The 23,706-nt window shown below is 46.0% G+C and carries 20 protein-coding genes; 8 read left to right on the top strand and 12 right to left on the bottom strand.

Annotated features, from left to right (window positions below; genetic code table 11):
- Positions 1 to 284: 284 nt before the first annotated feature.
- On the top strand, positions 285 to 812 hold the full coding sequence (locus AB432_RS14075; RefSeq protein ID WP_048032803.1) for a GNAT family N-acetyltransferase: 528 nt from the start codon (positions 285 to 287) through the stop codon (positions 810 to 812).
- A gap of 72 nt (positions 813 to 884) precedes the next feature.
- Here the strand turns inward: AB432_RS14075 and AB432_RS14070 are convergent, their stop codons facing one another.
- The 5 genes from AB432_RS14070 to AB432_RS14050 form a co-directional block, all read right to left on the bottom strand.
- Positions 885 to 1,772 carry a DMT family transporter gene (locus tag AB432_RS14070; protein WP_048032802.1) on the bottom strand — a complete coding sequence of 296 codons (888 nt, stop codon included), beginning with the start codon at positions 1,770 to 1,772 and terminating at the stop codon, positions 885 to 887.
- Positions 1,773 to 1,873: 101 nt separating this feature from the next.
- Positions 1,874 to 2,338 carry a hypothetical protein gene (locus AB432_RS30515; protein WP_162630242.1) on the bottom strand — a complete coding sequence of 155 codons (465 nt, stop codon included), beginning with the start codon at positions 2,336 to 2,338 and terminating at the stop codon, positions 1,874 to 1,876.
- Positions 2,339 to 2,555: 217 nt separating this feature from the next.
- Positions 2,556 to 3,827, bottom strand: a complete 1,272-nt coding sequence (locus AB432_RS14060; protein WP_048032800.1) for a tetratricopeptide repeat protein — start codon at positions 3,825 to 3,827, stop codon at positions 2,556 to 2,558.
- 32 nt (positions 3,828 to 3,859) lie between these two features.
- Positions 3,860 to 5,131 (bottom strand): ATP-binding protein, encoded by a 1,272-nt coding sequence (locus tag AB432_RS14055; RefSeq protein WP_048032799.1) that lies wholly within the window; start codon positions 5,129 to 5,131, stop codon positions 3,860 to 3,862.
- Positions 5,132 to 5,330: 199 nt separating this feature from the next.
- Positions 5,331 to 7,412 carry an acyltransferase family protein gene (locus tag AB432_RS14050; protein WP_048032798.1) on the bottom strand — a complete coding sequence of 694 codons (2,082 nt, stop codon included), beginning with the start codon at positions 7,410 to 7,412 and terminating at the stop codon, positions 5,331 to 5,333.
- Positions 7,413 to 8,394: 982 nt separating this feature from the next.
- On the opposite strand from AB432_RS14050, the gene AB432_RS30745 reads away from it, so the two are divergent.
- Both AB432_RS30745 and AB432_RS14040 read left to right on the top strand, forming a co-directional pair.
- Complete coding sequence (locus AB432_RS30745; protein ID WP_201265924.1) at positions 8,395 to 8,592, top strand: hypothetical protein; 198 nt, start codon at positions 8,395 to 8,397, stop codon at positions 8,590 to 8,592.
- 182 nt (positions 8,593 to 8,774) lie between these two features.
- Positions 8,775 to 10,391 (top strand): multicopper oxidase family protein, encoded by a 1,617-nt coding sequence (locus AB432_RS14040; RefSeq protein ID WP_048032797.1) that lies wholly within the window; start codon positions 8,775 to 8,777, stop codon positions 10,389 to 10,391.
- A 43-nt stretch (positions 10,392 to 10,434) separates the two neighbouring features.
- Here AB432_RS14040 and AB432_RS14035 read toward each other — a convergent pair whose 3' ends face one another.
- Positions 10,435 to 12,399 (bottom strand): ATP-dependent DNA helicase, encoded by a 1,965-nt coding sequence (locus tag AB432_RS14035; RefSeq protein WP_048032796.1) that lies wholly within the window; start codon positions 12,397 to 12,399, stop codon positions 10,435 to 10,437.
- 167 nt (positions 12,400 to 12,566) lie between these two features.
- Between AB432_RS14035 and AB432_RS14030 the strand changes: the two genes are divergently transcribed.
- The gene (locus AB432_RS14030) at positions 12,567 to 12,926 is read left to right on the top strand and encodes a Lin0512 family protein (RefSeq protein WP_048032795.1); all 360 of its coding nucleotides are present in this window, start codon (positions 12,567 to 12,569) and stop codon (positions 12,924 to 12,926) included.
- Here the strand turns inward: AB432_RS14030 and AB432_RS14025 are convergent.
- Together AB432_RS14025 and pepF are read right to left on the bottom strand one after the other, a co-directional pair.
- Positions 12,923 to 13,252 (bottom strand): MGMT family protein, encoded by a 330-nt coding sequence (locus AB432_RS14025; RefSeq protein WP_048035803.1) that lies wholly within the window; start codon positions 13,250 to 13,252, stop codon positions 12,923 to 12,925. The two genes, AB432_RS14030 and AB432_RS14025, sit on opposite strands and share 4 nt — an antisense overlap.
- 80 nt (positions 13,253 to 13,332) lie before the next feature.
- Positions 13,333 to 15,132 (bottom strand): oligoendopeptidase F, encoded by a 1,800-nt coding sequence (pepF, locus tag AB432_RS14020; protein ID WP_048032794.1) that lies wholly within the window; start codon positions 15,130 to 15,132, stop codon positions 13,333 to 13,335.
- Positions 15,133 to 15,379: 247 nt separating this feature from the next.
- On the opposite strand from pepF, the gene AB432_RS14015 reads away from it, so the two are divergent.
- Positions 15,380 to 16,606, top strand: a complete 1,227-nt coding sequence (locus tag AB432_RS14015; RefSeq protein ID WP_048032793.1) for an aminopeptidase — start codon at positions 15,380 to 15,382, stop codon at positions 16,604 to 16,606.
- Between the two features lie 70 nt (positions 16,607 to 16,676).
- Here the strand turns inward: AB432_RS14015 and cdaS are convergent, their stop codons facing one another.
- Entirely contained in the window at positions 16,677 to 17,291 is a 615-nt protein-coding gene (gene cdaS / locus AB432_RS14010; protein WP_048032792.1) for a sporulation-specific diadenylate cyclase CdaS, read from the bottom strand.
- A gap of 154 nt (positions 17,292 to 17,445) precedes the next feature.
- On the opposite strand from cdaS, the gene AB432_RS14005 reads away from it, so the two are divergent.
- From AB432_RS14005 to AB432_RS13995, 3 genes are read left to right on the top strand one after another with little or no spacing between them, the layout of a single operon-like run.
- Positions 17,446 to 18,921: a spore germination protein gene (locus tag AB432_RS14005; RefSeq protein WP_048032791.1), complete on the top strand. Its 1,476-nt coding sequence runs from the start codon at positions 17,446 to 17,448 to the stop codon at positions 18,919 to 18,921.
- A 23-nt stretch (positions 18,922 to 18,944) separates the two neighbouring features.
- On the top strand, positions 18,945 to 20,015 hold the full coding sequence (locus AB432_RS14000; protein ID WP_048032790.1) for a Ger(x)C family spore germination protein: 1,071 nt from the start codon (positions 18,945 to 18,947) through the stop codon (positions 20,013 to 20,015).
- Positions 20,016 to 20,036: 21 nt separating this feature from the next.
- Positions 20,037 to 21,170 (top strand): GerAB/ArcD/ProY family transporter, encoded by a 1,134-nt coding sequence (locus AB432_RS13995; RefSeq protein ID WP_048032789.1) that lies wholly within the window; start codon positions 20,037 to 20,039, stop codon positions 21,168 to 21,170.
- A 4-nt stretch (positions 21,171 to 21,174) separates the two neighbouring features.
- Here AB432_RS13995 and AB432_RS13990 read toward each other — a convergent pair whose 3' ends face one another.
- Genes AB432_RS13990 through pxpB form a run of 3 tightly spaced genes read right to left on the bottom strand, consistent with a single transcriptional unit; the run spans position 21,175 to position 23,701 of the window.
- On the bottom strand, positions 21,175 to 21,939 hold the full coding sequence (locus AB432_RS13990) for a LamB/YcsF family protein (RefSeq protein ID WP_048032788.1): 765 nt from the start codon (positions 21,937 to 21,939) through the stop codon (positions 21,175 to 21,177).
- Positions 21,940 to 21,943: 4 nt separating this feature from the next.
- Entirely contained in the window at positions 21,944 to 22,951 is a 1,008-nt protein-coding gene (locus tag AB432_RS13985; protein WP_048032787.1) for a 5-oxoprolinase subunit C family protein, read from the bottom strand.
- Positions 22,952 to 23,701, bottom strand: coding sequence for a 5-oxoprolinase subunit PxpB (gene pxpB, locus AB432_RS13980; protein WP_048032786.1), 750 nt, complete (start codon positions 23,699 to 23,701; stop codon positions 22,952 to 22,954). It lies immediately after the preceding gene.
- Positions 23,702 to 23,706 lie beyond the last annotated feature (5 nt).

The following is a 23,706-nucleotide window of genomic DNA, read 5'->3' as shown; positions in this document are numbered from 1 at the left end:
ACAAATATGAGACGTCTTCAACCGTTCACGCCATGATGTTGATTTCAACCAATTGACACCACAGATTATACGAATGGCGACTGATCAAAGTCGAGATTCAGGCGAGGAACGTGAGCAGGTAAAACAAGGCTTGATCCATTCCTTACATCGGATTCCATCCCTCTATCAAGCAAGCGCAAGAATCGTTGGATGAGATGTCGGCACAATTGCAAAAAGCATTCAAAATGTAGGTCATATTGAATAAACAAAGCGTAGGCATCCCCATCGTAGAAAGGGTGAAATCATTGACTAGACATACAGACGACAACGTGTCCATTCGCTTCGTTCGTATCGAGGATGCGGCTGCCATTTTATCATTGCAGCGTGATGTGGTTTGTGAAGGTGAATTTTTTATTGCTGTTTCCGAAGAGTTCAATAAAACCATGGAGCAGCAGCTTGAGTGGGTACAAAACATCATCGACAATGACAGGGAAACCATGTTCGTAGCGGAAATAAACGGTGAATTGGCTGGTATGGTCGTGTTCGTTTCTCCGACTCGCAAACGCTTGTCTCATACAGGTTCGATCACGATGATGATCCAGAAAGCTCACCGAAATAAGGGCATCGGCAAGGTTTTATTGAAGGAGTTGTTAGCTTGGGCTGAGCAACATCCGCTCATTGAAAAAGTGAGCTTGGGGGTGTTCTCCAACAATCTGAGAGCGATTGCTTTATACAAAAGCCTTGGATTTGTGGAAGAAGGACGAAAAGTGAGAGAATTCAAGCTGGCTGAGAATGAATACGCAGATGATGTCCTGATGTACAAATTCGTATAGTGTCCATTCGTATTCCTTCCATGCAAAAAAGGACCTTCGCATCAGGTCCTTTTTCTTATGAGCAAGTAAGCTCTATACCGATTTAGATGGCTGAACAGCTTGTTTCTTTTGAACACTGGCAACAATCACACCCACGACGATTAACAAGGAGCCCCCTACTTGAATCGACGTCACCTGAGAACCAAGCAGTAAAAAGCCGACCAGCATCGCTACAAAGGGCTGCAAGTTTAGAAAAATAGCTGCTTTGCCCGTCCCTACCACTTTTAATTGTTGATTCCAGACGATTCCACATATTCCTTGCATAAGGATCGCGGTCAAAATGAGCATTGCCCATGCCCACACTTCGTGGCTGATCTGCGCCCCTGGCTCGATCGTCAACAGCGCCGCAGGAGTCAAGAACAGGGTACCGACCGTTGTCGAGTACACCGTTGCAATAAACGGTTGCACGGTTTGCGTCAGTTTGCGAATGATGATCATAGACGACGAGAATGTGACCATAGCAATCACAATGAGAAAGACTCCCTTGGAAATGGAGAGTCCTGCCCCAATACCGACAACAAAGAATGTTCCCAGGAGTGCTAAGCCAGATCCAATCTTCATCCGCAAAGTAAACTGTTCCTTCAAAAACAAAGAGGCCAGCACTGCGGTGACGATCGGTGACAAGGAAAGAATCAACGATGCCGTTGTCGCGTCTGTCGTCAACAGCCCGTTGAAATACGCCGTTTGATTCGCCAGCGTCCCGATCAATCCGAGCAATACAAGAAGTCCTAGCTCACGAGCAGTGATTTTTACGAATTTTTTGGTCAGCCATGCGTAAATGATCAGAAACATAGACGTGAAAAGCAAGCGTACATCTGCCAAAAATAGCGGAGGAAACTCTTTGACCAGCATGCTTCCAAACACAAAATTACTGCCCCACAGCGTTACACAAAAAAGCAACAGCAAGTACGACCGAATCATGATTGTTCCTTCTTTCACCCGATGCATTATTCTTCCGTTAGTTATCGTACAGGAGAGTGCGAAAAAAGTCCATGAGCTGATCTGCTATTGTTTGATGGAAATTATCCTTTATTCATCAATTCAGCAACTTCCTCGACATAAACCCATTCTGACATCCCTGGTTTCCAAACTTGTAACTTCGCCGTGTCAACCTGCCCCATTTCAATCACCCAATGAATATCGTTATTCCGCAAAGGATACAGCGGCATACCATTCTCGACCAACATCCATTTGTCATGATACGTCCGGACGGTAGGAATTCGTCCAATGTGATTATAAGATTGATCGTACTGATAAATAATTGGGTGATTTGACACCGACAACGATGCGATATAAACATAAAAATCTTCCAGAACCTCTGTGAGGATATTTGACCTTCTGGATTGAAATATATGGTCAGGTCTGAACTGAATGTAGCAAACCTCATCAACTGCCGATGTAGCTTGTGTGTATTGGGACCATGTCAAATACGATGGATTGAGATTCATTTGACCTGATCGCCAATAGATCCCTTTCGAGCTAAGCACAACCCCCTCCTTTACCTTATTAAAAATAAACCTATTGGAATAGAAAGCAAGAATAGATTCCCCGTCTGCTGTGCCATAATATTTATCGATCAACTTTAGATGTTTTGAAGATAATCTTGTACTCGAAATAAAATCAAAATCCTTGCCATACCGATTGCACAATGCTTTCATGTACGCAACATCAAGATTTACGTTCACTTCTGATTTTTGAATCTGACTATTTTCCTCCTGTATATTGTAATGATATTTCATCATTACCTCCTTTTAGGAAATTACTTACCTTTAAGTAAATAAATTGAATGATCGCTGGACTGTTCTTAACAACAAAGCACGGATAAATAATTAGCCAAATAATCAACTTAGCAATCGGTTTTATGCCCCAGTAAAGAAAATTTATAACAAAGCTTCCCTTTTCAGATATTCTATCTATCCAATTTTGAATATGCTCATTATCTGGAAAAATGGTATTACATCTCCGGAAATGCCCAAGGGCCTCTTTATATTCCGAATTGTCATAAAGAATCTTCCCATAGCTAAGATTCATTTCAAGATCATTCGGATTTAATTTCAAATAGGCTTTTAATTCTTTTCTAGGTTCGTTTTCTCCAAAATAAAATAATATTTTGATCAGCCGAAGGTGATGAACTGGACTTTTCGGATACAACTGCACTATGCGCCTGTGAAGACTTTTGATTTGAGCAGCATAAACAGCACCATCTTTATCGATTTCATCCTCTTTTTCCCAAAATTGGATGATTTCCAATGCTGTACTATCCTCGGGATTAATAGTGAGTGCTAAATGTACCAGCTCTTTTGCTTCATCTTTTCTTCCTAAGAAATATTGCAACCGACTATACGTCACATAATACTTCGGAGTTCGAGGATCCAAAGTTAAGGCTGTTTTAAAGGCATCCTCGGCTTCTTCAAACATACACAAACGAAGGTACGTGAATCCTAACAGACCATGCATGGTCGCATTATCTGGCATGAGCTTCGTTCCGGTCTGTAATATTTCAACAATTGTTTCAAGTTCAAGCTTATACTCTTCTAAAATCGTCGGGCGTTTTAACCCCGTAAAAATAAAGGAATCACCGTATTGTTCCTGAACTTTGATATTGAGTGTAGTAGCAAGATCCAGATAATGAAACGCCATTTTTGAATTTATTTCAATGGCTTTTTTTCCATGAAAGATCGCTTCCTCAAATTGATACAACCCTCGATATAACAGCCCCAATAAACAATGTACTTTATCGTCTTCGGGATACAAGCTAACCAGACGCTTGACAAGTTGCACTCCCTCTTCATTTTGGCCTAAATAATAATGCGCCCAACCGGCTGTTAATATCCCATCATAATGATCTGGAACATGACGCATTAATTGACCGTATTCTTCCAGCACATGATCGTACTTTCTATTTTCATAAAAAAAGTCCATTCTTTTTAAAATCTGTTCTACTTGATTGTCCTCTGTCAAATTTTCGCTCGACATTTATCCATCCCCCCCTAAATTGATGATGAAGACTATATCAACCTACCGAACTGCCTGATATAATGCTCCACATCGTTATACAGCCCGCTTTGATTTGAGTATTTTACGTAATTTTTGGCCGTTTGCAACCACTCCATTGTGGTAGGCTTTACCACCTGCAAAGCACTCTCCATATCCTTCATCATGATGGGCCGCTCTACACCTGAGTCGAGGATTTCTTCGAGAACCGCTTCAGTAGCTCTTTCGATCACATTTTCAATATCTGCTCCTGAGAAAAATTCGGTCGCTTTGGCCAGTGTATACGTATCGATGTCCTTCGAAAAACGACCCTTTAGTTTTAAATCAAAGATTTGCTTACGCGCTTCCAGATCAGGTGGCGCTACGAATATTAATCGGTCAAAACGGCCTGGGCGTTTCAATGCATGATCTACGTCCCATGGCATATTCGTGGCCCCGATAATAAGCACTTGATCTGTACTCGTATCAATGCCCTCCATTTCGGTAAGAAATGTATCGATAACACCTCTCATATAGTTATTGGAAGATTTGGACCGACTGTAGCCGATCGTATCTATCTCATCAAAAAACATGATACTCGGTTTTTGAGCACGAGCTTTTTCAAACATAGCCTTCAAATTTTGCTCGCTAACGCCGATATACGAGTCCAACACATCTGTAATATGTACCGGAAAGAAGTTAGCTTTGCATTCTCCAGCAGTCGCGCGGGTAATAAAAGTTTTTCCGCAACCAGGAGGCCCATAGAGTAGTACTCCTCCACCGATCTTTTTTCGAAATTTCGAGAACAGTCCTTGGTTGAAAAACGGACTAATGATCCTAATTTGGATCGTTTTTTTCAACTCCACCAAACCCGCTACATCTGCAAAAGTTACCTTGTTCAAGCTTGTAATTTCAGTCGGTTCTGGTATCTGACCCCCATCAATAACTTGAAAGCCTGGATTGTTTTTTATCGAATAGGTATAGGTTTCACTTCTATCACACGCTTCATCTGGGACTACTTCTTCGTTTTGGGCATTGTTTAACGGCTCTTCTGTATTACGAATGAATGGATCCAAACTTTTTTCACTTGAGCTTTGTTGTAATTGCTGAGTCGATGTGGTTAATTCTTGCAGTAGATTATTTCTGAGTTCATGATCATCGCCGCAGTATGTCAGACCTTTAGAGAACGCACTTATCGCTTCTAGCCAGCGGCTGTTACTCGCGAATTCCTTCCCTAGCCAATAGAAGGTTGTAGCATCCTCTGGTTGTTTTGCGGAAAGCTGTTGAAGCCATTCAAGTTTATCCATGATTAAACTACTCCTTTAGTAACACAAAAATAAAAGCAACCATTTAAACCAGTTATTTACACATAATCTTTTAATCGGTATTTCCGCGATTTTATGCAGGGCAATAAGTCCTAGTTCTTATTTCATAACTCAAATGTAAAAAGGACAAAAGACAGAGATCATCTTTTCGATCTCATATCTTTTGTCCTCAAATCTTGGTTCAATTTACAATTTCCGTTGAACTAACTTCAGGCCCTTCAGCTTCCAATACTGAATTGTGTGTATCAATCTGCCCTGACTCTTCTACTGCCGACTCTGCCGCTTTCTCTTCCTCTTTCACTTCCGGCTTCTTCTCTGGCTCCATCGGCGCGATTGCACTCGCCACGAGTGCCGCGTATTTTTGCGAGCCTTCCTCATTCGGGTGAACACCGTCTTTGTAAAAGTAAGAGCTTTGCCCTTCACTTGCCGCATACCAATCTACAAGAACGACATGCGGATGGGCGGCAGCCGTTTCCGCCAGCATCTTATTCACGACGCTTTCCCACGGTTTAGGTACGCGAGAATTGATGAGAATGATTTGCTCGACGCCATCCAGTGATTGCAGTAGCTTGTCGAGCTGCCCTTTACTAAATGCGCCGTTTGAGCCTAATTCAATCACAACGCGTTTCCCCAATTGCCCTTTTGCCTTGAGCTGCGCGATTACGTCAGGAGCTTGCGACATTTGCCTTCCGATTTTGGCATCCACGACGATTCCTGGCAATAACTTCTCCAGGTGAGGAGCCACATCGAGCATGACAGAGTCACCAATCACCGTGATTCCTTTACCAGAGCCTATCGCTTTGACCTGTTCCTGTTTTTGATCAGGCTGTTTGGAAGCATTCGAATCTTTCTGCTTCTCAACCGGCTTCTGCTTTTGTGCGTTGTTAGTTGACTTCTGCTCGTTTTTCGGCTTTGTTGGTGGAGTAGCTGGTTTTTGAACCGTTTCCGGCTTCTTCTCAACAATTGGCACCGCAGGACCATGTGGCTTGTCGGGGATCTTTGTCTCGATGACGGTCTGCGTTGGCTGTGCCACATTTCCAGCAGTCGCATCTGACGTGAGCGAAGCGATCCCATAGTACGTGACACAAAGAGCAATCGCACAACCAGTAGCCAATACACGGTTTAACCGTTTTGTTTTCTGTCCGGCTTTATTGGAGCGATTCCAGACTTTTCCCAATGCTCCGTAGCGAATAGGCTCTTCGAGATATTTCCATGACAACGATGCCAGCAGAATACTTGCGAGGAGCTGTAAAACCGCTCCAGGTACCGCCATCCACTCCCGTTCCGCTAAAAACGGATTCGTCCAAACGATGACAGGGTAATGCCACAAATAAATACCGTAAGATCGAACGCCGATCCAACGCAATGGCTTACTGCCCATCCATTTCGCCAAGCTGCTCGCCGGATGTGCGAGTACTGCAACCAACACGGCACTGACAACCGACAAGAGAACTAACCCGCCCTCGTACAAATAATCATCATATTGATTCGTGTTCCAAATGCTGTACAACAGAATCCCTAAGCTCAAGAGACCGCTTAGATCAAGTGTAATTCGCGCCTTTGGTGAAATGTTCGTCGTAAGCAAGCGACTCGGCCACATCATCGCGAGTGCTGCACCGATCAACAATCCGAATACCCGTGTGTCCGTTCCGTAATAAACACGACTCGGATCAAGACCTGGCTCATACAAAACGGCCATGGAGATGGCGGATAGTGCAGCCAGCACCAAAGTGATAATCATGATTGGTCCCCTGCGCTTCAGGAAGCGGAGTCCCAGAGCGAGTACCAGCGGCCAAATGACATAAAACTGTTCTTCTACTGCCAGTGACCACAGATGGCCTAATGGTGAAGGTGGACCGAATTTTTCAAAATAAGATACGTCATGAAAGACCAGCCACCAGTTACTCACGTACAGAACGGCTGCTCCGACATCTCCGCGGATAGTGTCCAACTGGTCTGGCGAAAAGATAGCCAAACCTGCCACCACCACAAACAGCATAAGGAAAAGCGCTGGGAGCAGTCTTCTGGCACGGCGCAACCAAAAGTCTTTCATGTCGAGTCTGCCATTCCGATTCCATTCTGCAATTAATAAGTCTGTAATTAAATATCCCGATAAAACGAAGAAAATACCGACACCCAGCAATCCCCCAGGTGCCCAGTCGTAATTCAAGTGATAAATAATGACTGCGAGTACCGCCAGCGCACGAAGCCCGTCGATCCCAGCCATGTATCGATTGCTGGAGCCTTTGATCGGATCAGGCATGCTGGTGGCCTCCTATCGTTGCATATTGGCGAGTGATTAATTCGTTCTGATTATTGATTCTTTTCGTACCCATCGTCCTTTTCATTTTTTTATGGTGGTTCTTCGTGCTCGCCATGCAAAACATCTGCATTCTCCCCTTTTACTTCCGTTCTGTTTTCATCATTTGTTGTTGGGGGCAGTCATTACACATCGGGAATTGCGTGCTCTATGAATACAAAAACCCCTGTTTCTGGAATCGTGCGAAAACGGGGGTTGGTCTCGTTCATTAACTTTATGGAAAATGAATTCTTCCCATCATCGTTGCCCGTATTCAGGATGTGATGAACTACTCACTATCTGGTTGTTTTCTGGTCTCTTACTCCCTTATATATGCATCACACCTCCTTATATTGGATGACCTCACAAGGAAATTACCCGGTCCTTGTCTTACGGTAGACTCTTGCTGAATAGTTGTTTGTAACCTGATTATATGACGGTTTCGGGGGATAACTCGTTACAAACTGTTTACATTCTGACTATGTTTTTTCCCGGTAAAAATGCGGAACAAAAAAAGAAGCTGCTGGTATACTTTCCCCCATCAGCTTCACGATTGTAGATCATCGCAGACCACCACTGTCAGATGCAAAATGCAACGTGTTTACTTGTCACAAAAGTTTTACGGATCAACAGCCTCATCCGTTCGTAATTTTTTGCGAGTTGTATTGACATTTCTGATTGTCATTTGTTGATAAACCTTTGAGCTAATAAGTTTCTGCTTGATGTAATGCCAAATCCAAAAGCTTGTATGTATCATCTCTTGCAATTTGTGAGGAATGGTTGCTTTGGAATCGGTATCCCCCGAAGTAAAGCGACATCAACTCGGTTATTCCCCTATCACTTCCATTTTCGCCAATCGAAACGGGAAACACAAGACAAAAATAAAATCCCCATCGATTACCAGCACCGATGAGGATTTTCGTTTGATTATCTACATTTAAATGTGATGAGTAAACAAATAATTCAAGAAAAAACCACCGCTGACAACCGCAATCACCATGCATACGATGCCGCTTTTCACCCGTTCGGAAAGCAATCGCATAAATCCAAGACAGAAAAAGACTCCTGTGACCAAAAAGTAAGCGACTCCAACCCAAAAAACATTCCAAGGCAAGCTCGCAAAATCTACGTTACCCAAACGTGAACACCATCCCTGTCTGATTCTACTGATTACTTGTATGTACGATACTCCATTATAGCATTTGTTCACGCTTACTTTCCCATTTTTGTACAATGCGTAACAGAAGTGTCATACATCCCGTCTTCATGTTTTCTACACAATCGTTTGGTACGCTTTCTCCAACAGCTCAAAGGAGGAAAGTGCACATGAACAAACGGAAAATACGCCCATGGGCTTATCCCGTGGTTCTAGGTGGCGTTTTGCTGTTATCTGCCTGCTCCACTGCCACTGATAATACTACGATGGATCATAATGGACACAACATGAATTCTTCACCCCAAACAACAGCAGAAACGCAACCGCAGCAGATGTCTGCTTCCAGCGACTCGTCGATGGAGGTGCTTACAGGCAATACGTTTACCCTTACGGCAAAAGAAAACATGCTCCACCTCGATGACAAGACCATGAAAAACGCATGGACGTACAATGGAACCGTTCCTGGTCCACAGCTTCGTGTCAAACAAGGAGAAACCATCAGCGTGACGTTGAAAAATGAATTGCCCGAGCCGGTCACCATTCACTGGCATGGCTTACCCGTCCCGAATAACATGGACGGAATCCCTGGCGTGACCCAAAATGCCGTAAAACCAAACGAAAGCTTCACCTACAAATTCAAGGTGGACGTTGCCGGGACATACTGGTACCACTCGCATCAAAACAGCGCCAAACAGGTAGACAAAGGATTGTACGGTTCCCTTGTCGTAGAACCGGCTACGCCAGAGCCAGCCGATAAGGACTTTACCCTCGTTCTGGATGAATGGATGCAGGACGATAGCATGGCGGAAATGCACGGAAGTGGCATGAGCCACGGCATGAGTGCCCCTTCTTCTGATAGCTCGTCCTCTGGTGGTCACAACATGGCCAGTATGGAAATGCCCATGAGTGACGCTGAGATGATGCCGTTGATGTATACGATCTTTTCCGTGAACGGAAAAACAGGCCCGGCAATCCAGCCGCTATCTGTTAAAGAAGGCGAGAAGGTCAGAATCCGCCTGATCAATGCCGGATACTTGAACCACAAGCTGAACCTGCAAGGCCATGAATTTAAAATCGTAGCAACAGACGGGCAACCTATCAATAATCCGCCCCTCGTAGGAGGCCAGCTCCTCAATATCGGGCCAGGAGAACGATATGATCTTGAATTTGTTGCCAACAATCCTGGCAAGTGGTTATTAGAGGAGCGCAGCACGAATCCAGGCGCCAAATCCCTTGTTGTACCCATCGTCTACGAAGGCTCGGAAGCAAAAACAGCCAAATCCGAAGCTGGCGATATGCCAACGATAGACATCACCAAATACGGCGAGGCGGCAAAAAGTAGCTTTACACTGGAGCAGAAGTATGACATCACGTATCAAATGGATCTGAACACGGAAACGGCAGATGGAAAAATGGCCTTCACCATCAATGGCAAAACGTTTCCGGATGTCCCTCCGCTCAACGTCAAAAAAGGCAATCTGGTCAAAGTCACGATGGTGAACAAATCACCAAAAGATATCCACCCGATGCATTTGCACGGACATTTCTTCCAAGTATTAAGCAAAAACGGACAGCCTATCTCAGGCTCCCCTCTGGTCAAAGATACGCTGAACATCTTGCCGGGTGAATCTTACGTAGTCGCCTTTGAAGCTGACAATCCAGGAGACTGGATGTTCCACTGCCACGATTTGGGTCATGCTGCGCAAGGAATGGTATCCGAAGTAAAATATGAGGGCTTCAAGCCAGATTTCGTCGTCGACCCTACCGTCGGCAATATGCCAGAATAACCATAGAAAAAAGCAGGTAGCCACGCAGGCTCCTGCTTTTTCATTACGCCAATACCCCGTCCAAAGACGTTTTCCACTCTACGCCAGTCGGAAAAACATCCTGTACTTGCTGTCTCAGCTTGTCATTTTGGCTCAATTGTGGACTTAAGATCGATACCAGACCGCTATCCTCTCTCGAACGGATCAAACGCCCGATGCCTTGACGCAGTCTCAGCAGCATGTAAGGCAAATCTACCTCGTCGAAAGGATTCGCTGCACTTTTTCGTTTTGCTGTAAACACCGGATCATTCGGTGGGAATGGCAGTGACCAAATGATCACATTGGACAGCGAAGGCCCCGGAACATCTAGCCCTTCCCACAGGCTCACCGCACAGAGGCTGCTTTTCTCGTCGTTTTGGAACTGAGAGATCAGATGGCTGATTTCCGCATCTCCTTCAAACAAGAATCGCAGATCCGTACAGGTAGGCTCGTTTTTGATAGCAGCCTTGAATTGCTGTAATTCCTCCATGGAGGAAAACAACAGGAGCGCACTACCTGCTGATTTTTGCAGCAATTGGGTAGCCTGTCTCATTTTTTCCGCAAAGGTGTCGGTTGCAGAAAGTGTCGGTACGTATACCTCCATTTGCTTGTCGTACTCGTACGGAGAAGCCACCGAGAATGACAGGTATTGCTCGATACCCAAGCTGTCCGCCACATACGTAAACGATCCGTCAACAGATAAAGTCGCCGACGAAAAGACAATCGGCATTTTTTGGGAGAATACGCGCTCTTCCAGTACTTCCTGCACCTTTTTTGGCATGACGACCAAGGTTGGCCCTGTAATCTCTTCGCTCATCCAGGAAATAACGTGATCCGGGTCTTGGAAAAGTCCCAGTGCCAGCTGCATCATTTCCAGATGCTCTTCGACAATTCGCAACTGGAACTCGTCCAATGTATACAGTCCACCCTCTAACGCCAGCTCTTCTTCAATCCAACTGACGAGATTTGTAAAACGGTGGATGGTTGCAACGAGTTCCGGATGAAAGTGGATTTCTTTGCGGTTGGAGCCCATCACGGCCTTGCTCTCTTCGTTCAATCGGGAGAACATCTCCTCGCTCTGAGCAATGGCTTCTTCAATAGCAATGGCGAGCTCTTCCCTGATCTCACCCTTCAAGACACGCGTAATCGTTTCTTCGAACACGGAGTGATTCAGCTTGTACGTCAATGCTTTTTGGGCAGCGGGCTCCAGCAGATGACCCTCGTCAAAAATCACCGAGCTATGCGGTGGCAGCAACGGCAACTGACCTCCGCGCTTGCGGATCTCATAGGTCCACACATGCTCCATATAAAAATCATGGGAGCAAATGATCAAATCGGCTGACTGACGGTAATGGTTTCTGGAAAGGGTCTGACCACAGCGGTGCTGTCTGTCGCACACAAAGCAATCCTGAAAAGTATCCCAGTTCATCTGCGCCCATTCTTGGTCATCCAAGTCAGGATATGTGCTGCGATCCCCGTACGGATAAAACGACTGCAAGGCCTCATGTGTATGAACAAATGAAGGCAGCTCTTGATAAATATGCTGGAAAGCTTCACCTGTCTCGGGCTGGAATCTCGCCTCATCCAGCTTGCGCAAACAGACATATTGGTCCGGTGATTTTCCGAGTCTCGCGTCAATCGTCATGTTGAGATGACGAGCCAGTTTTGCAATATCGCCTTCCGGTTTTACGAGTTGCTCAATCAGCGACTCATTCGCACAGGCAATGATGGCGGGCTTTCTGGTGTATCGTGCATAGCAAATGGCGTACAGTAAGTAAGCCAATGTTTTTCCCGTACCTACTCCCGCCTCTGCAAAAATCGTTTGCTTTTCTATAAAAGCCCGTTCAAGCTGAAAGGCCATGTAGATTTGCTCATCACGCACCTCGAATCCAGCCTCAGGCAATACTTCATAAAAAACGTCCGCTACCCAATCACTCACCTGAGAGATGAACGGCTGGGACGGATCGTAGGCAAAAGGATAACGTTCCAATTGTGACCTGCCTCCAATAATGTAAAGAATCGTCAAGAATAGATGCCAACATGTTATGATGACATGTCTTGACGATAAACACAATACAGATGAGAGAAAAAACCATTCCTTTTCGTGGTAAGATAAGGATGGTAGAAAAGTAGAATGAAACAGGAGTGAACAAGCTAATGGAAAAAGTAATGTTTATTGAAATAGGAATGGGCATTGACATGCATGGACAAAACGTCACCAAAGCCGCAGTCCGCGCTGTTCAAAATGCCATCCATCACAATTCGATGCCTGGACTGCGTTCTGTCCTGCCAGGAAACGATATCCATAACATGAAAGTAAATGTGAGACTGGCCGTTCCTGCTGACAAGGACAAGCTCGACTTGGAAACGGTTCGTAAAGCACTGCCATACGGGGAAGTCTCCTTCGAAATCGTCGATGGTGGCATGCTGACGAGCAGTGGTGTCGTGATCGCTGAAAAAGAGGACAAGAACGACCTTGCCTATATTGTCATTGCTTCCGTAGAGGTAGGCTACTAGAATAGCGGCTCATTCACTACATGTGGGTGAAACCGATAACGCTCCAACTCTATTTCTCCTGCTGCTGACACGACTATCCCTTCGCTTTCCAAGGCCATTTTTTGCAGCGTGAACGAATCCAAATCTTGCAATCCAATCTTTCCTTGTGCGTTGATGACCCGATGCCAAGGAAGCTTGTGCTTTTTGGACATGGAATGAAGGATGCGAACGATTTGTCTGGCAGCCCTTGGACTCCCGGCCAACGCAGCAATTTGCCCGTACGTCATGACATGGCCCGCTGGAATCCCGGCAATGATTTTTAGTGCGCGCTGCGTAAATTCGGTCATGATGACTACTCCTTCTTGCTTGATCAAATCAAAAGGCTTGTGATTCCTCGCGATCACAAGCCTTTTCTTCTTTTATCAGGTTAAAACAGTCTTTCCAGCTCGTCAACCAGACTGCCGACGTATGCGACTGCCTCGCGGATTGGCTGCGGATCTGACATATCCACGCCAGCTTTTTTCATGAGCTCCAGCGGCGTTAATGTTCCCCCAGCTTTGAGCACCTCGATCCAACGATCAACAGCAGGCTGTCCCTCTTGCTTGATGCTCGCTGCCATTGCTGTAGAAGCGGTCAAACCAGCTGCGTACGTGTACGGATACAGCCCCATGTAATAATGCGGTTGGCGCATCCATGTAAGACTCGCGGCCGCGTCCAGATCAACGGCATCACCCCAGAAGTCTGCGAGCACTTGCCCTTTCCATTCGGAGAGCTGTTTGGCAGTCAATGGTACGTCTTTTTGCGCTGCTTCGTACACTTTTCGTTGCATTCTCGCTTCTAGCAGATGCGTGACAAAGTTGTGGTAATACGTATTCATCAATTGCAAAATGACCCAACGCTTCAGACGAGCATCGTCGGATTGCTCCACGATGTGCTGCGCGAGCAAGAGCTCATTGAGTGTGGAAGGTGCTTCGATAAAGTACAGGGATGGACGAGAGTTCGTAAAGCTTTGCTCTCTTGTCGCCAGCATAAAATGTCCGCAATGTCCCAGCTCATGAGCCAGCGTGAAAGCACTACGCATATTTCCTGACCACGTAATGAGAATGTAAGAGTGTTTGCTGTATGTCGTTGAGCAGAAAGCACCTGTCGATTTGCCCACGTTGTCTACATAGTCGATCCAACGCTCATTCAGTGCCTTTTCCATAATCGCCGTGTACTCTGGTCCCATCACTTGCAAGGATGCCAATATCTTTTGCCCAGCTTCTTCAATCGTAACCGGCGGGCTGAATTCTGGATCAAGCGGTGCCTTCAAATCACAAAAGGCCAACTTCTCAAGGCCGAGCTCTTTTGCTTTCAGCTTCGCATAGCGTCGCATGTGCGGAGCGAGTTCATTCCCGATGATATCCAGAATGTTGTGGTACATATCCAATGTAACTTGCTGTGGCTTAAGCAGCATGTCCGTTACGGTCTCATAGCCACGCAGGCGAGACATGACGGTCTGTTTTTTCACCTCTGTCGCGTATACCGCAGCGAAGGAGTTCTGGTAGGAAGCGAGTGTCTTCGAGAAAGATTCATACGAAGCACGGCGCAGCGTCGTATCGGACGACATTTCATAATCGGTCTCAAACAGCGCGAAGGATACTGGGCGTTCATTTCCCTCTCCATCATGGACGGGTGCAAATGACATGTCCGAAAGCTTTCCGCGTGCATATATGTTATATGGCGCAGAGAAAACCTCGCCCATCGCCGCAAACGCTTCTTCCGTCTCGGCAGACAGTCGGTACGGCTTTGTTTCTAGCAAATCATTCAAGCTTTTGCGGAATATTTCGAGTCCTGGTTCTTCCTCCAAGAAGCTCTCGATTTTTCCTTCAGGCAAAGCCAAAATCTCGGAATGGATAAAAGAAAGCGCAGCGTTTAGCTGGGACACGACATCCCCTACCCGTGCAGAGTTCGCTTGGTTTTGTGGATTCGTCCCATCTTCAGACGAGCGCAGTCTGGCATACGTCGCTGCGATATTCGCCCGAACATGGATCGCCTCGTTTGCCTCCATGCATGCCAACAACGTCTCTCCACTCGTATGCAGCTTACCTTTGAATGCAGTGACGACAGGCAGATGCTGTATGATTTCTGCTAATTCTTGCTCCCACGCTTCCTGGCTCTCAAATAGATCGTTCAGGTTCCACGTATACTCGACAGCGACTTGATCACGTGTTTGTCTTGTCTTCACTCTGACTGCCTCCTTTAATTCTGCCAATAAAATATTTTTTATGTAATAAATTTGCCTTTTCATTTGAATTTTCCTACAATTAACCAAAATAAACAAGTGGATAACTTGCTCGAATTAGGCCGTAATCTGTCTTTTTCTGCGCTTTCCTAGGAAATTCTTTCAAATCATAAGCAGGTGATTTCGGAGGGGAAGGTAAAATAGATAGAGTGCAAGTAAGCCTTTTGTTCTTAAAAGGAGGAAATGAACCATGTCTTTTGAAACCTTGTTTGACCGTTATGCTGATCTCGCGGTAAAAGTCGGCGTGAACGTACAGCCTATGCAAACGTTAGTAGTAACTGCTCCGCTATCTACCGCTCCTTTTGTAAGAAAGGTAGCCAAAAAAGCGTACGAAGCGGGTGCCAAGCACGTACATATTGAGTGGACCGACGATGAACTCACACGGATGAAATATGATTTGGCTCCTGAAGAAGCGTTTCGTGAATACCCGCAATGGAAGGTACAGGGATTAGAGGAAATGGCGGAAAATGGTGCGGCTTTTCTCTACATTTCTGCAGCGAATCCTGATTTGCTGAAGGGTGTCAGTCTTGACCGCATTTCTACTGCCAACAAAACAACTGGTCAAGCTCTCCATAAATTCCGCAGCTATACCATGTCCGATAAAGTGAGCTGGTGCGTGCTTGCAGTTCCATCACCTGCATGGGCCGCCATGGTCTTCCCGCATTTGCCACAAGAGGAACAGGAGCCTGCTCTGTGGGATGCGATCTTCCGCGCCACTCGGGCAGATATGGATGACCCTGTCCAAGCTTGGCATGACCATCATGCGACATTGAACAGTAAGGTGGACCAGCTCAATGCCAAACAGTACCGCTACCTTCATTACGAAGCTCCTGGTACCAACCTGACAATTGAGCTGCCTAAAAACCACATTTGGATTGGCGGCGGAAGCGTAAATAAAGACGGTGTCTCCTTCATGGCCAATATGCCGACAGAAGAAGTATTCACCGCGCCATTAAAAGAAGGCGTCAACGGAACCGTTCGCAGCACCAAGCCTTTGAGCTATCATGGGAATTTGATCGAGAACTTTACCCTGACGTTTGAAAAAGGAAGAATTGTCTCGGCAACTGCTGAAAAGGGAGAAGAGTCCCTGAAGCAATTAATTGAAACAGATGAAGGCTCGCATTATTTGGGAGAAGTGGCGCTGGTTCCTCATTTGTCCCCTATTTCGCAGTCCGATATCATTTTCTATAACACGCTCTTTGATGAAAATGCGTCCAACCACTTGGCGATCGGGAACGCCTACAGTGTGAATATCGAAGGTGGCGCTGACATGAGCAATGAGGAATTGGCTAGCCGCGGTATCAATATCAGCCTCACTCACGTCGATTTCATGATCGGCTCTGCCGAGATGAACATTGATGGAGAAACAGCTGACGGACAGCGTGAACCATTATTCCGCAACGGAAATTGGGCTTGAATCTAACCTGAGAATGGCATAGCGAGAGGCTGGATTTCTGTCATCCATGACAAATCCAGCCTCTTTCTTTTCATGAAGGTGAAATAATCGGATACAAGTGTCCCTGCATGGCAAAGGACGCTTTCCCCGTTTCCTCGGAAACAACAACGATCAGTGCATCGCTTTTTTCACTTAACCCCAAAGCAGCACGATGTCTGGTTCCCAGTTTTTTTTCCCCTACCACAACCTGAGATAATGGCAGTACATTGGCCGCGGAAACGATATGATTTTCCCGAATCAGGACGGCCCCATCATGCAAAGGGCTGCCAGGATAAAAGATCGACTCCAGCAAGGAATGGCTCACCGTGGCCCCAATCGGTATGCCTGCTTGCAGCAGTAGATCAAGCGGGTCCTCACGCTCAACGACAATCAATGCTCCTTGGCGCCTTTTGGCCAAGTGCTGCACGGCCTTGGATAAATCCAGATATTTTTCCGTATAGGGTGAGAGATAGCATTGTAAATAAAAGGAGGCTGCTACTGTTTCGAGTCGGCTAAACTTCGTCCGTATTTGATCAAACGTCCCGAGCACACATTCGTTTTCATTTTTTAACGCATGGATGCTCTCATCTAACGTAACGGATATTCCCCTCAGCTCTTGCAGCAATTCAGCCTTCAGCGATGATGTATCACAGTTTACTTCTAGCATATGAACCCCTCAATTTCCATTTCTCTTCACGTTTCGTCCTTTGTTTGATTGTTCCCCTCCCTACAGGAAATCATTCTATTTCCTTGATGATAATTCCACTACAAACCGGACATAGTAACACACAAATGATGAACAGCTTATGGAGCGAAACCGAATGATAACGAAATGGAATGAGTTTCTTTCCATCGCACAAGTCTCGAATGATTTTAAGTATTATCCCCTGCTGAACGAGGAAAGTCCTTTTGTTATTTCGTACTATCAAACCTTGATAAAAACAGAGCTGCTGCAAAAAAATCTCTTGCGCCCCCTCCAAGAGCGTATGGAAGCAAATGAATCAATCACGGATCTGCGCCACTTTTCCCGCTTTATCTATGTGGAGGATATTATTTATACAGACGACATACAGACAGTCGTCTCCAAAATCATGACAGGCTATGCTGCCATCCAATCGAAAGACAATCTACAGTTCTTCGCCCTCATCAATCTAGCCAATCCGACTGAAGGACTGCGAACGGACAATGACACGGAAAACGAGTTTAGTGTCGTTGGACCAAAGGTAGGCTTTGTTGAAAACATCGATATCAACCTGCATCTTATCCGCCAGCAAATCAGCACACCCAAATTAATCATTCGAGAGTTAACCATAGGTACGCTCTCTCATACGCGCATCGCCGTTGTTTATTTGTCTGGTATTACGAATCCTCAGCACATTGAAACCGTTGAGCAAAGACTTCAGGCGATCGACTTCGATATTATTTTTGATTCATCACAGCTCGATCAAATCATGAGTGATAATTCGAATACCCCTTTCCCATTGTTTTTGTCTACAGAAAGGATTGACCGGGTCATCTATGCGTTAACCCTCGGGCAAATCGTGATTATTTCCGATGCATCTCCGTATGTCATTACCGGTCCAACCACGATTTTTGATTTCTTCATTTCTCCCGAGGATTATTATTTACCGTGGATCTTATCGTCTTTATTTCGGTTGATTCGCATTTTTGGTGTGCTTTTTTCTATTTTGATGACACCTGCCTATACGGCGGTTCTCACTTTCCATTTGGAAATGATTCCGCAAGACATGCTGGCTCCGATTATTTTATCGAGGAAATACGTCCCGTTTCCCCCCGTTTTAGAGGTGCTCTTCCTGGAGCTGACGATCGAGTTCTTGCGAGAAGCAGGTGCAAGGCTCCCGACAAAGGTCGGACAGACTCTTGGAATCGTAGGTGGAATCGTTATTGGTCAAGCATCTGTAGAAGCTGCCTTGACCAGCAATATATTGCTGATCATCGTTGCTCTGTCGGCGCTTGCCTCTTTCACTACCCCCATTTACAAAATGTCAAATACGATTCGTTTCCTGCGCTTCCCGCTCATTATTTTGTCTGGAATTTGGGGCGGGCTTGGGATTGCCATCGGTCTCATGTTCATGCTGACTCATCTTCTTCAGCTTAAATCGTTAGGAACACCTTACCTGGCTCCGCTTTACCCTTTTCGCAGACGTAGCTTCGCGGACAGCTTCATTCGCTCTTCCTATAGCAGAACGGCCAGAAGGTCTGCTGTTATGCGCGTCATCTCACAGTGGAGATATGATCCTGACAAGGCCACTCAAAAAAGAGACATTGATGAATAGATGAAGGAGCCGTCGAGGAAACCATGGTTGCAAAAAGCAAATGGATACTGGTGTTTTTTATATGGATCATAGCTGGCTGCTCTTCGACTCGAATCGTCAGCGAAGTACAGCTGATTCATTCACTGGGGCTCGATATCGAAGATCAAAAGATTAAAGGGGCAGCCATCACTCACGTGTACGGGAAGGAAAAGACACAGGTAGAGCTGCTGGAAACAAAAAGCTCGAATTTATTTACGATCCTCCCTGATTTTAATGCCATCACACCTTCTCAAGTGGAGCTAGGACAATTACGCTCCGTCATTGTCGGGAGGAAATATGCTGAAAACGGAGTGGAAACGCTCGTACATACACTTTGCCGCGATCCCTCTATTGGTTTTCGCCTTCAACTCGGTGTGGCGGAACCAAAGGCATTGACAATTTTGAAGGGCATCCGTCAAACGCAAGTCCCTTTTTTCATCTCCGATAGTATCGCTCAAAATATCAAAACCCTGAATTTGCCCAAGACGAACCTGCATATTTTCTTGTTCAATTTATACGGCGAGGGCCGTGATCCTTACCTTCCCTATTTCGTCATGCATAATGACAGAGTGAAGCTGGATGGTCTCGCGCTTTTCCGCGATGACAAATTCGTGCATCGCATCAATTCGAAAGAAAGCTTTTTGCTAAAAATCATGGTCGAAAAAGCCAAGAGTGGTCAAATTCCATTTGAAGTGACCATAAACAATCAAAAAGAATCCGGATTGTTGAAAACTCTTCATTCCCATGCCGCATTTGATATCAATACGACAGAGCCTGTCCCCAGCATCAAGGTAAAGCTCACGGTAAATGGGCAAATCAAAGATTATTCAAAGTGGCTGCAATTGTCCGATCCACAAGTATTGCGTCAAATGGAAAAAGAACTTTCCTCGTACCTGCAAAAGGAGGCGACGAGCTTTGTGAAGCATCTACAAAAGCTTGGCGTAGATCCGGTTGGATTTGGTGATTTGGTTCGCAGTCGAAGCGCTTCATGGGACTACTCGCACTTTAAAAAGGTTTATCCACAGATGAAAATCGCAGTGACTGCTTCGATTAAGCTGGAGCAAACGGGTGAGTAATGAATAACCAGGAGGGATCAGGTGAGTACTTCCATTCGGGAAAACGCGAAGGTTTCACCTTTTTTTGTATTCTTTCTCGTGCATGCCAATATCGTGGGGGTCGGGATACTAGGGTTTCAACGGACAATCGTAACCCATGCCGGATACGATGCCTGGATCTCGGTTCTACTTGCTGGGGCAAGCATCCATCTCATTGTTTGGATGCTCTATTCCATGTTGAATGCGGGCAGTCATGATTTGTTCTCCCTTCACGAGCTCTGCTTTGGAAAATGGCTAGGAAAAGTAATGAGCTTTGTGGTATTAATCTACATCTGGATGGCTGCTTTTCTCATCTTGCGTTCTTACGTCAGTATTGTGAAGCAGTTTATTTTCCCTCTCATGCATACCTGGAGTACGACGTTCATTATCTTGCTCCTCATTCTGTACATTATCACTGGTGGTTTTCGCACGGTTACGGGCGTCTGCTTTTTCGGTGTGGTGATTCCGGCGATTTTGATGCTTCCTTTGTTTCTTTTCCCTTTCGAGTACGCCCACCCGAATAACTTGTTCCCGTTGTTTTCGCATAACCTCCCCTCCCTATTGGCGTCTGCCAAAGACGCTGTTATCAATTATATGGGCTTTGAATTACTGTTCTTTTACTACCCATTTATCAAACGAGCAGCTCACTCGCAAAAATGGGCTCACGCTGGCGTCCTTTTCAGCACGTTCCTGTATGTAGCCGTCGCTATCGTAACATTCCTCATGTTTAGTCATGGTGAACTGGATAAGATTATTTGGCCGACCTTGACCATGCTCAAAATCGTCGAAATTCCGATTTTGCAGCGACTGGAGTTCATTGTGATATCTCTATGGCTGTTCGTGATTTTACCAAACATCTGCCTCAACCTATGGGGGGTTACCCGCGGAATGAAACAGATATTTGGTATCAGTCAATTCCGCGCCCTCTTGCTTCTCTTAGCGTCTTTGGCAATGGGCTCCTATCTGCTCGAAGGTACGACTCCTTTGCTCATGGCACTCGATTATTATGGGAAAGTGAGCCTCGTTTTCATTTTTGGCTATATACCGCTGTTGTTCTTGCTCTTCCTCCTCTGGGGGAAAAAGCGAAATACCGGACAATACCAAACTCCCGGGGCGGAAACAGAAAAAGCCCGATAGATGTCTATCGAGCTTTTCTTGCTGCGATTGTAATACCAGCTCCTGACAAAGCTTCTCGGATGCTCTGCGCGAACTCCAACGCATGGGCACCGTCGCCGTGAATACAAATGGAATCGGCCTGAATCGGGATATCCACGCCTTGCTGGGTCAAGACAAGTCCTTCACTTACCATACGAATGACTTGCTGAAGAGATTGCTGTTGGTCTGTAATCATTGCATTCGGCTGACTGCGCGGTGTCAGTGTGCCATCCTGCTGATATGTACGGTCGGCAAACACTTCGTGCGCCGTAGCAAGACCGATTTTCTCCCCAGCACGCGTCAATTCACTTCCGGCCAAGCCATACAGTACCAGTTCCGGATTTACTTTGTAGATGGCCAAAGCGATAGACTCGGCCAGAGCGGGTCTTGTGGCTGCCATATTGTACAAGGCCCCATGTGGCTTCACATGATGCATGACGCCCCCTTCTGCCCGTACAAACGCTTGCAAAGCGCCGATTTGATATACGACTAGATCGTAGGCTTCTTCAGGGGAAATCTCCATGTTGCGGCGACCGAAACCGATCAAATCAGCGAATCCAGGGTGGGCACCGATTGCCACACCTGCCTCTACTGCCATTCTTACTGTTTTTCTCATCGTTGCAGGATCGCCAGCATGGAAACCACATGCCACATTTGCAGAGGTGATATAGGACAAAATTTCTTGATCGTTGCCCAACTGATAGGCGCCAAAGCTCTCTCCCATATCACAGTTTAGATCTACTGTTTTCATCTTTTTACCTCCATCCCACGGTTACTTCTATACCAAGCTTGATCGCCTTCATCAATGAATCCCTCTCGATAAGCGCCTTTTGAGCATCACGCAGAGAAATTTCTTGAAAGTGAATCTTTTCGCCTGGCCGCAACTGGGCGACGATCGGCAAATCTATAGTCGGCACATAGCCTATCTTCGGATAACCGCCAATGGTTTGTCTGTCTGCCATCAGGATAATAGGTTGACCGTTTGGCGGAACCTGTATCGTACCAATGGTGACCGCAGCCGAGATCAGTTCCATTGACTGCGTAAGTTCGAGCGCCGGTCCTGTTAAACGATACCCCATCCTGTCTGATTGTGTAGACACTTGAAAGGTTTGTTCGAAAAAGCTTTGACGACTCTCTTTCGTAAAATCTGCGAATTGCTCGCCTTGTATCACCCGTACAACCGCTTCTCCATTTTTGACAAAAGTATTAGAAGGAATAAACCAATTCGCTTGATAGAAGGGAGCTGCTCCTGCTTTTTTTTCCAATTGGTTAGCGAGAAATTGACTGAATGAACCTGGAGAGCTTTGAACTAGCTTATCTCCTGCCGCAAGCATTCTACCCGCAAAGCCTCCGAAGCTTGCACGGAGATTCGTACTGCGACTTCCCATCACAAGTGGCACATCCCATCCGCCTGCGACTGCGAGATAGGCGCGACAGCCTTCCTTGGCCAGGCCAAACTTCAAGATGCTTCCACTCCTGATCCAGACTGCTCGATTGGGTAAGACGGATCTATCATTGATCGTGACTTTGAAGTCACCACCACAAATGGCTATTAGCATGTCCTTATGGAACAATAAGCTTGGACCTCTCATCGTCAGCTCCAGAACCGCATCCGTTTGTTGATTGCCAACTAACATGTTCGCAATCTGTACAGCTTGCTTGTCCATCACCCCGCTGACACTGACCCCATACTGCTGAAAGCCAAATCTACCTGTATCTTGAACAGTCGTGCAAAGTCCTGGCGTAATCACCTCTATACTCACTTAGTACACCTTCTCCCCGTTTTCGTATTCCCGCTCGGAGATAGGACGGAAGCGAACTTTATCACCAGCGCACAAGAGACTTGGAGAACTTTCACCTGCCTGAAATAAGCGCAGTGGTGTTCTTCCGATAATTTGCCACCCACCTGGGCTCTCTATCGAATAAATACCTGTTTGCAATCCTCCGATCCCTACACTCCCCATCGGAATAGATAGCCGTGGCGAGGAACGTCGCGGCGTGGCCAGTCGCTCATCCATTCCACCGAGATACGGAAAGCCGGGAGCAAATCCGATCATGTACACCAGGTACTCTGTGGTCGAATGGATAGAAATCACTTCTTCTATACTAAGACCATTTTGTTTGGCGACTACCTCCAGATCTGGACCAAAGTTCCCACCATAACAAACCGGGATTTCTACCAGTCTGTACTCTTTAGAGTGAGTGTTGGAGATTTGCTGCGACATTTGCTCAAGAATAGCAACGGCACGATCGTATGGCAAAATATCATCAAGTGGATCGAAAAGAGTAATCGGATCGTAATAGACTGTAACAGTCGTAAAGCCAGGTACAGATTCGATCATACCGGGGAAAGGATGCTCCTGTAGGTATTCACAGAATAGGATGACCTGCTCATGGGTCAGTTGATCGATAACCTCTCCTAGTTTGACCATGACACCCGAGTCCCCAAGAGGAGAGAATTCATATCTAGGCAACGTTTTTCCCTCCATTTTCGAATATCGGCACTGCCACATGAATG

Origin of the sequence: Brevibacillus brevis (genome assembly GCF_001039275.2) — a bacterium.
Classification (GTDB): Bacteria; Bacillota; Bacilli; order Brevibacillales; family Brevibacillaceae; genus Brevibacillus; species Brevibacillus brevis_C.
This window is presented reverse-complemented; position numbering and strand designations above follow the sequence as displayed.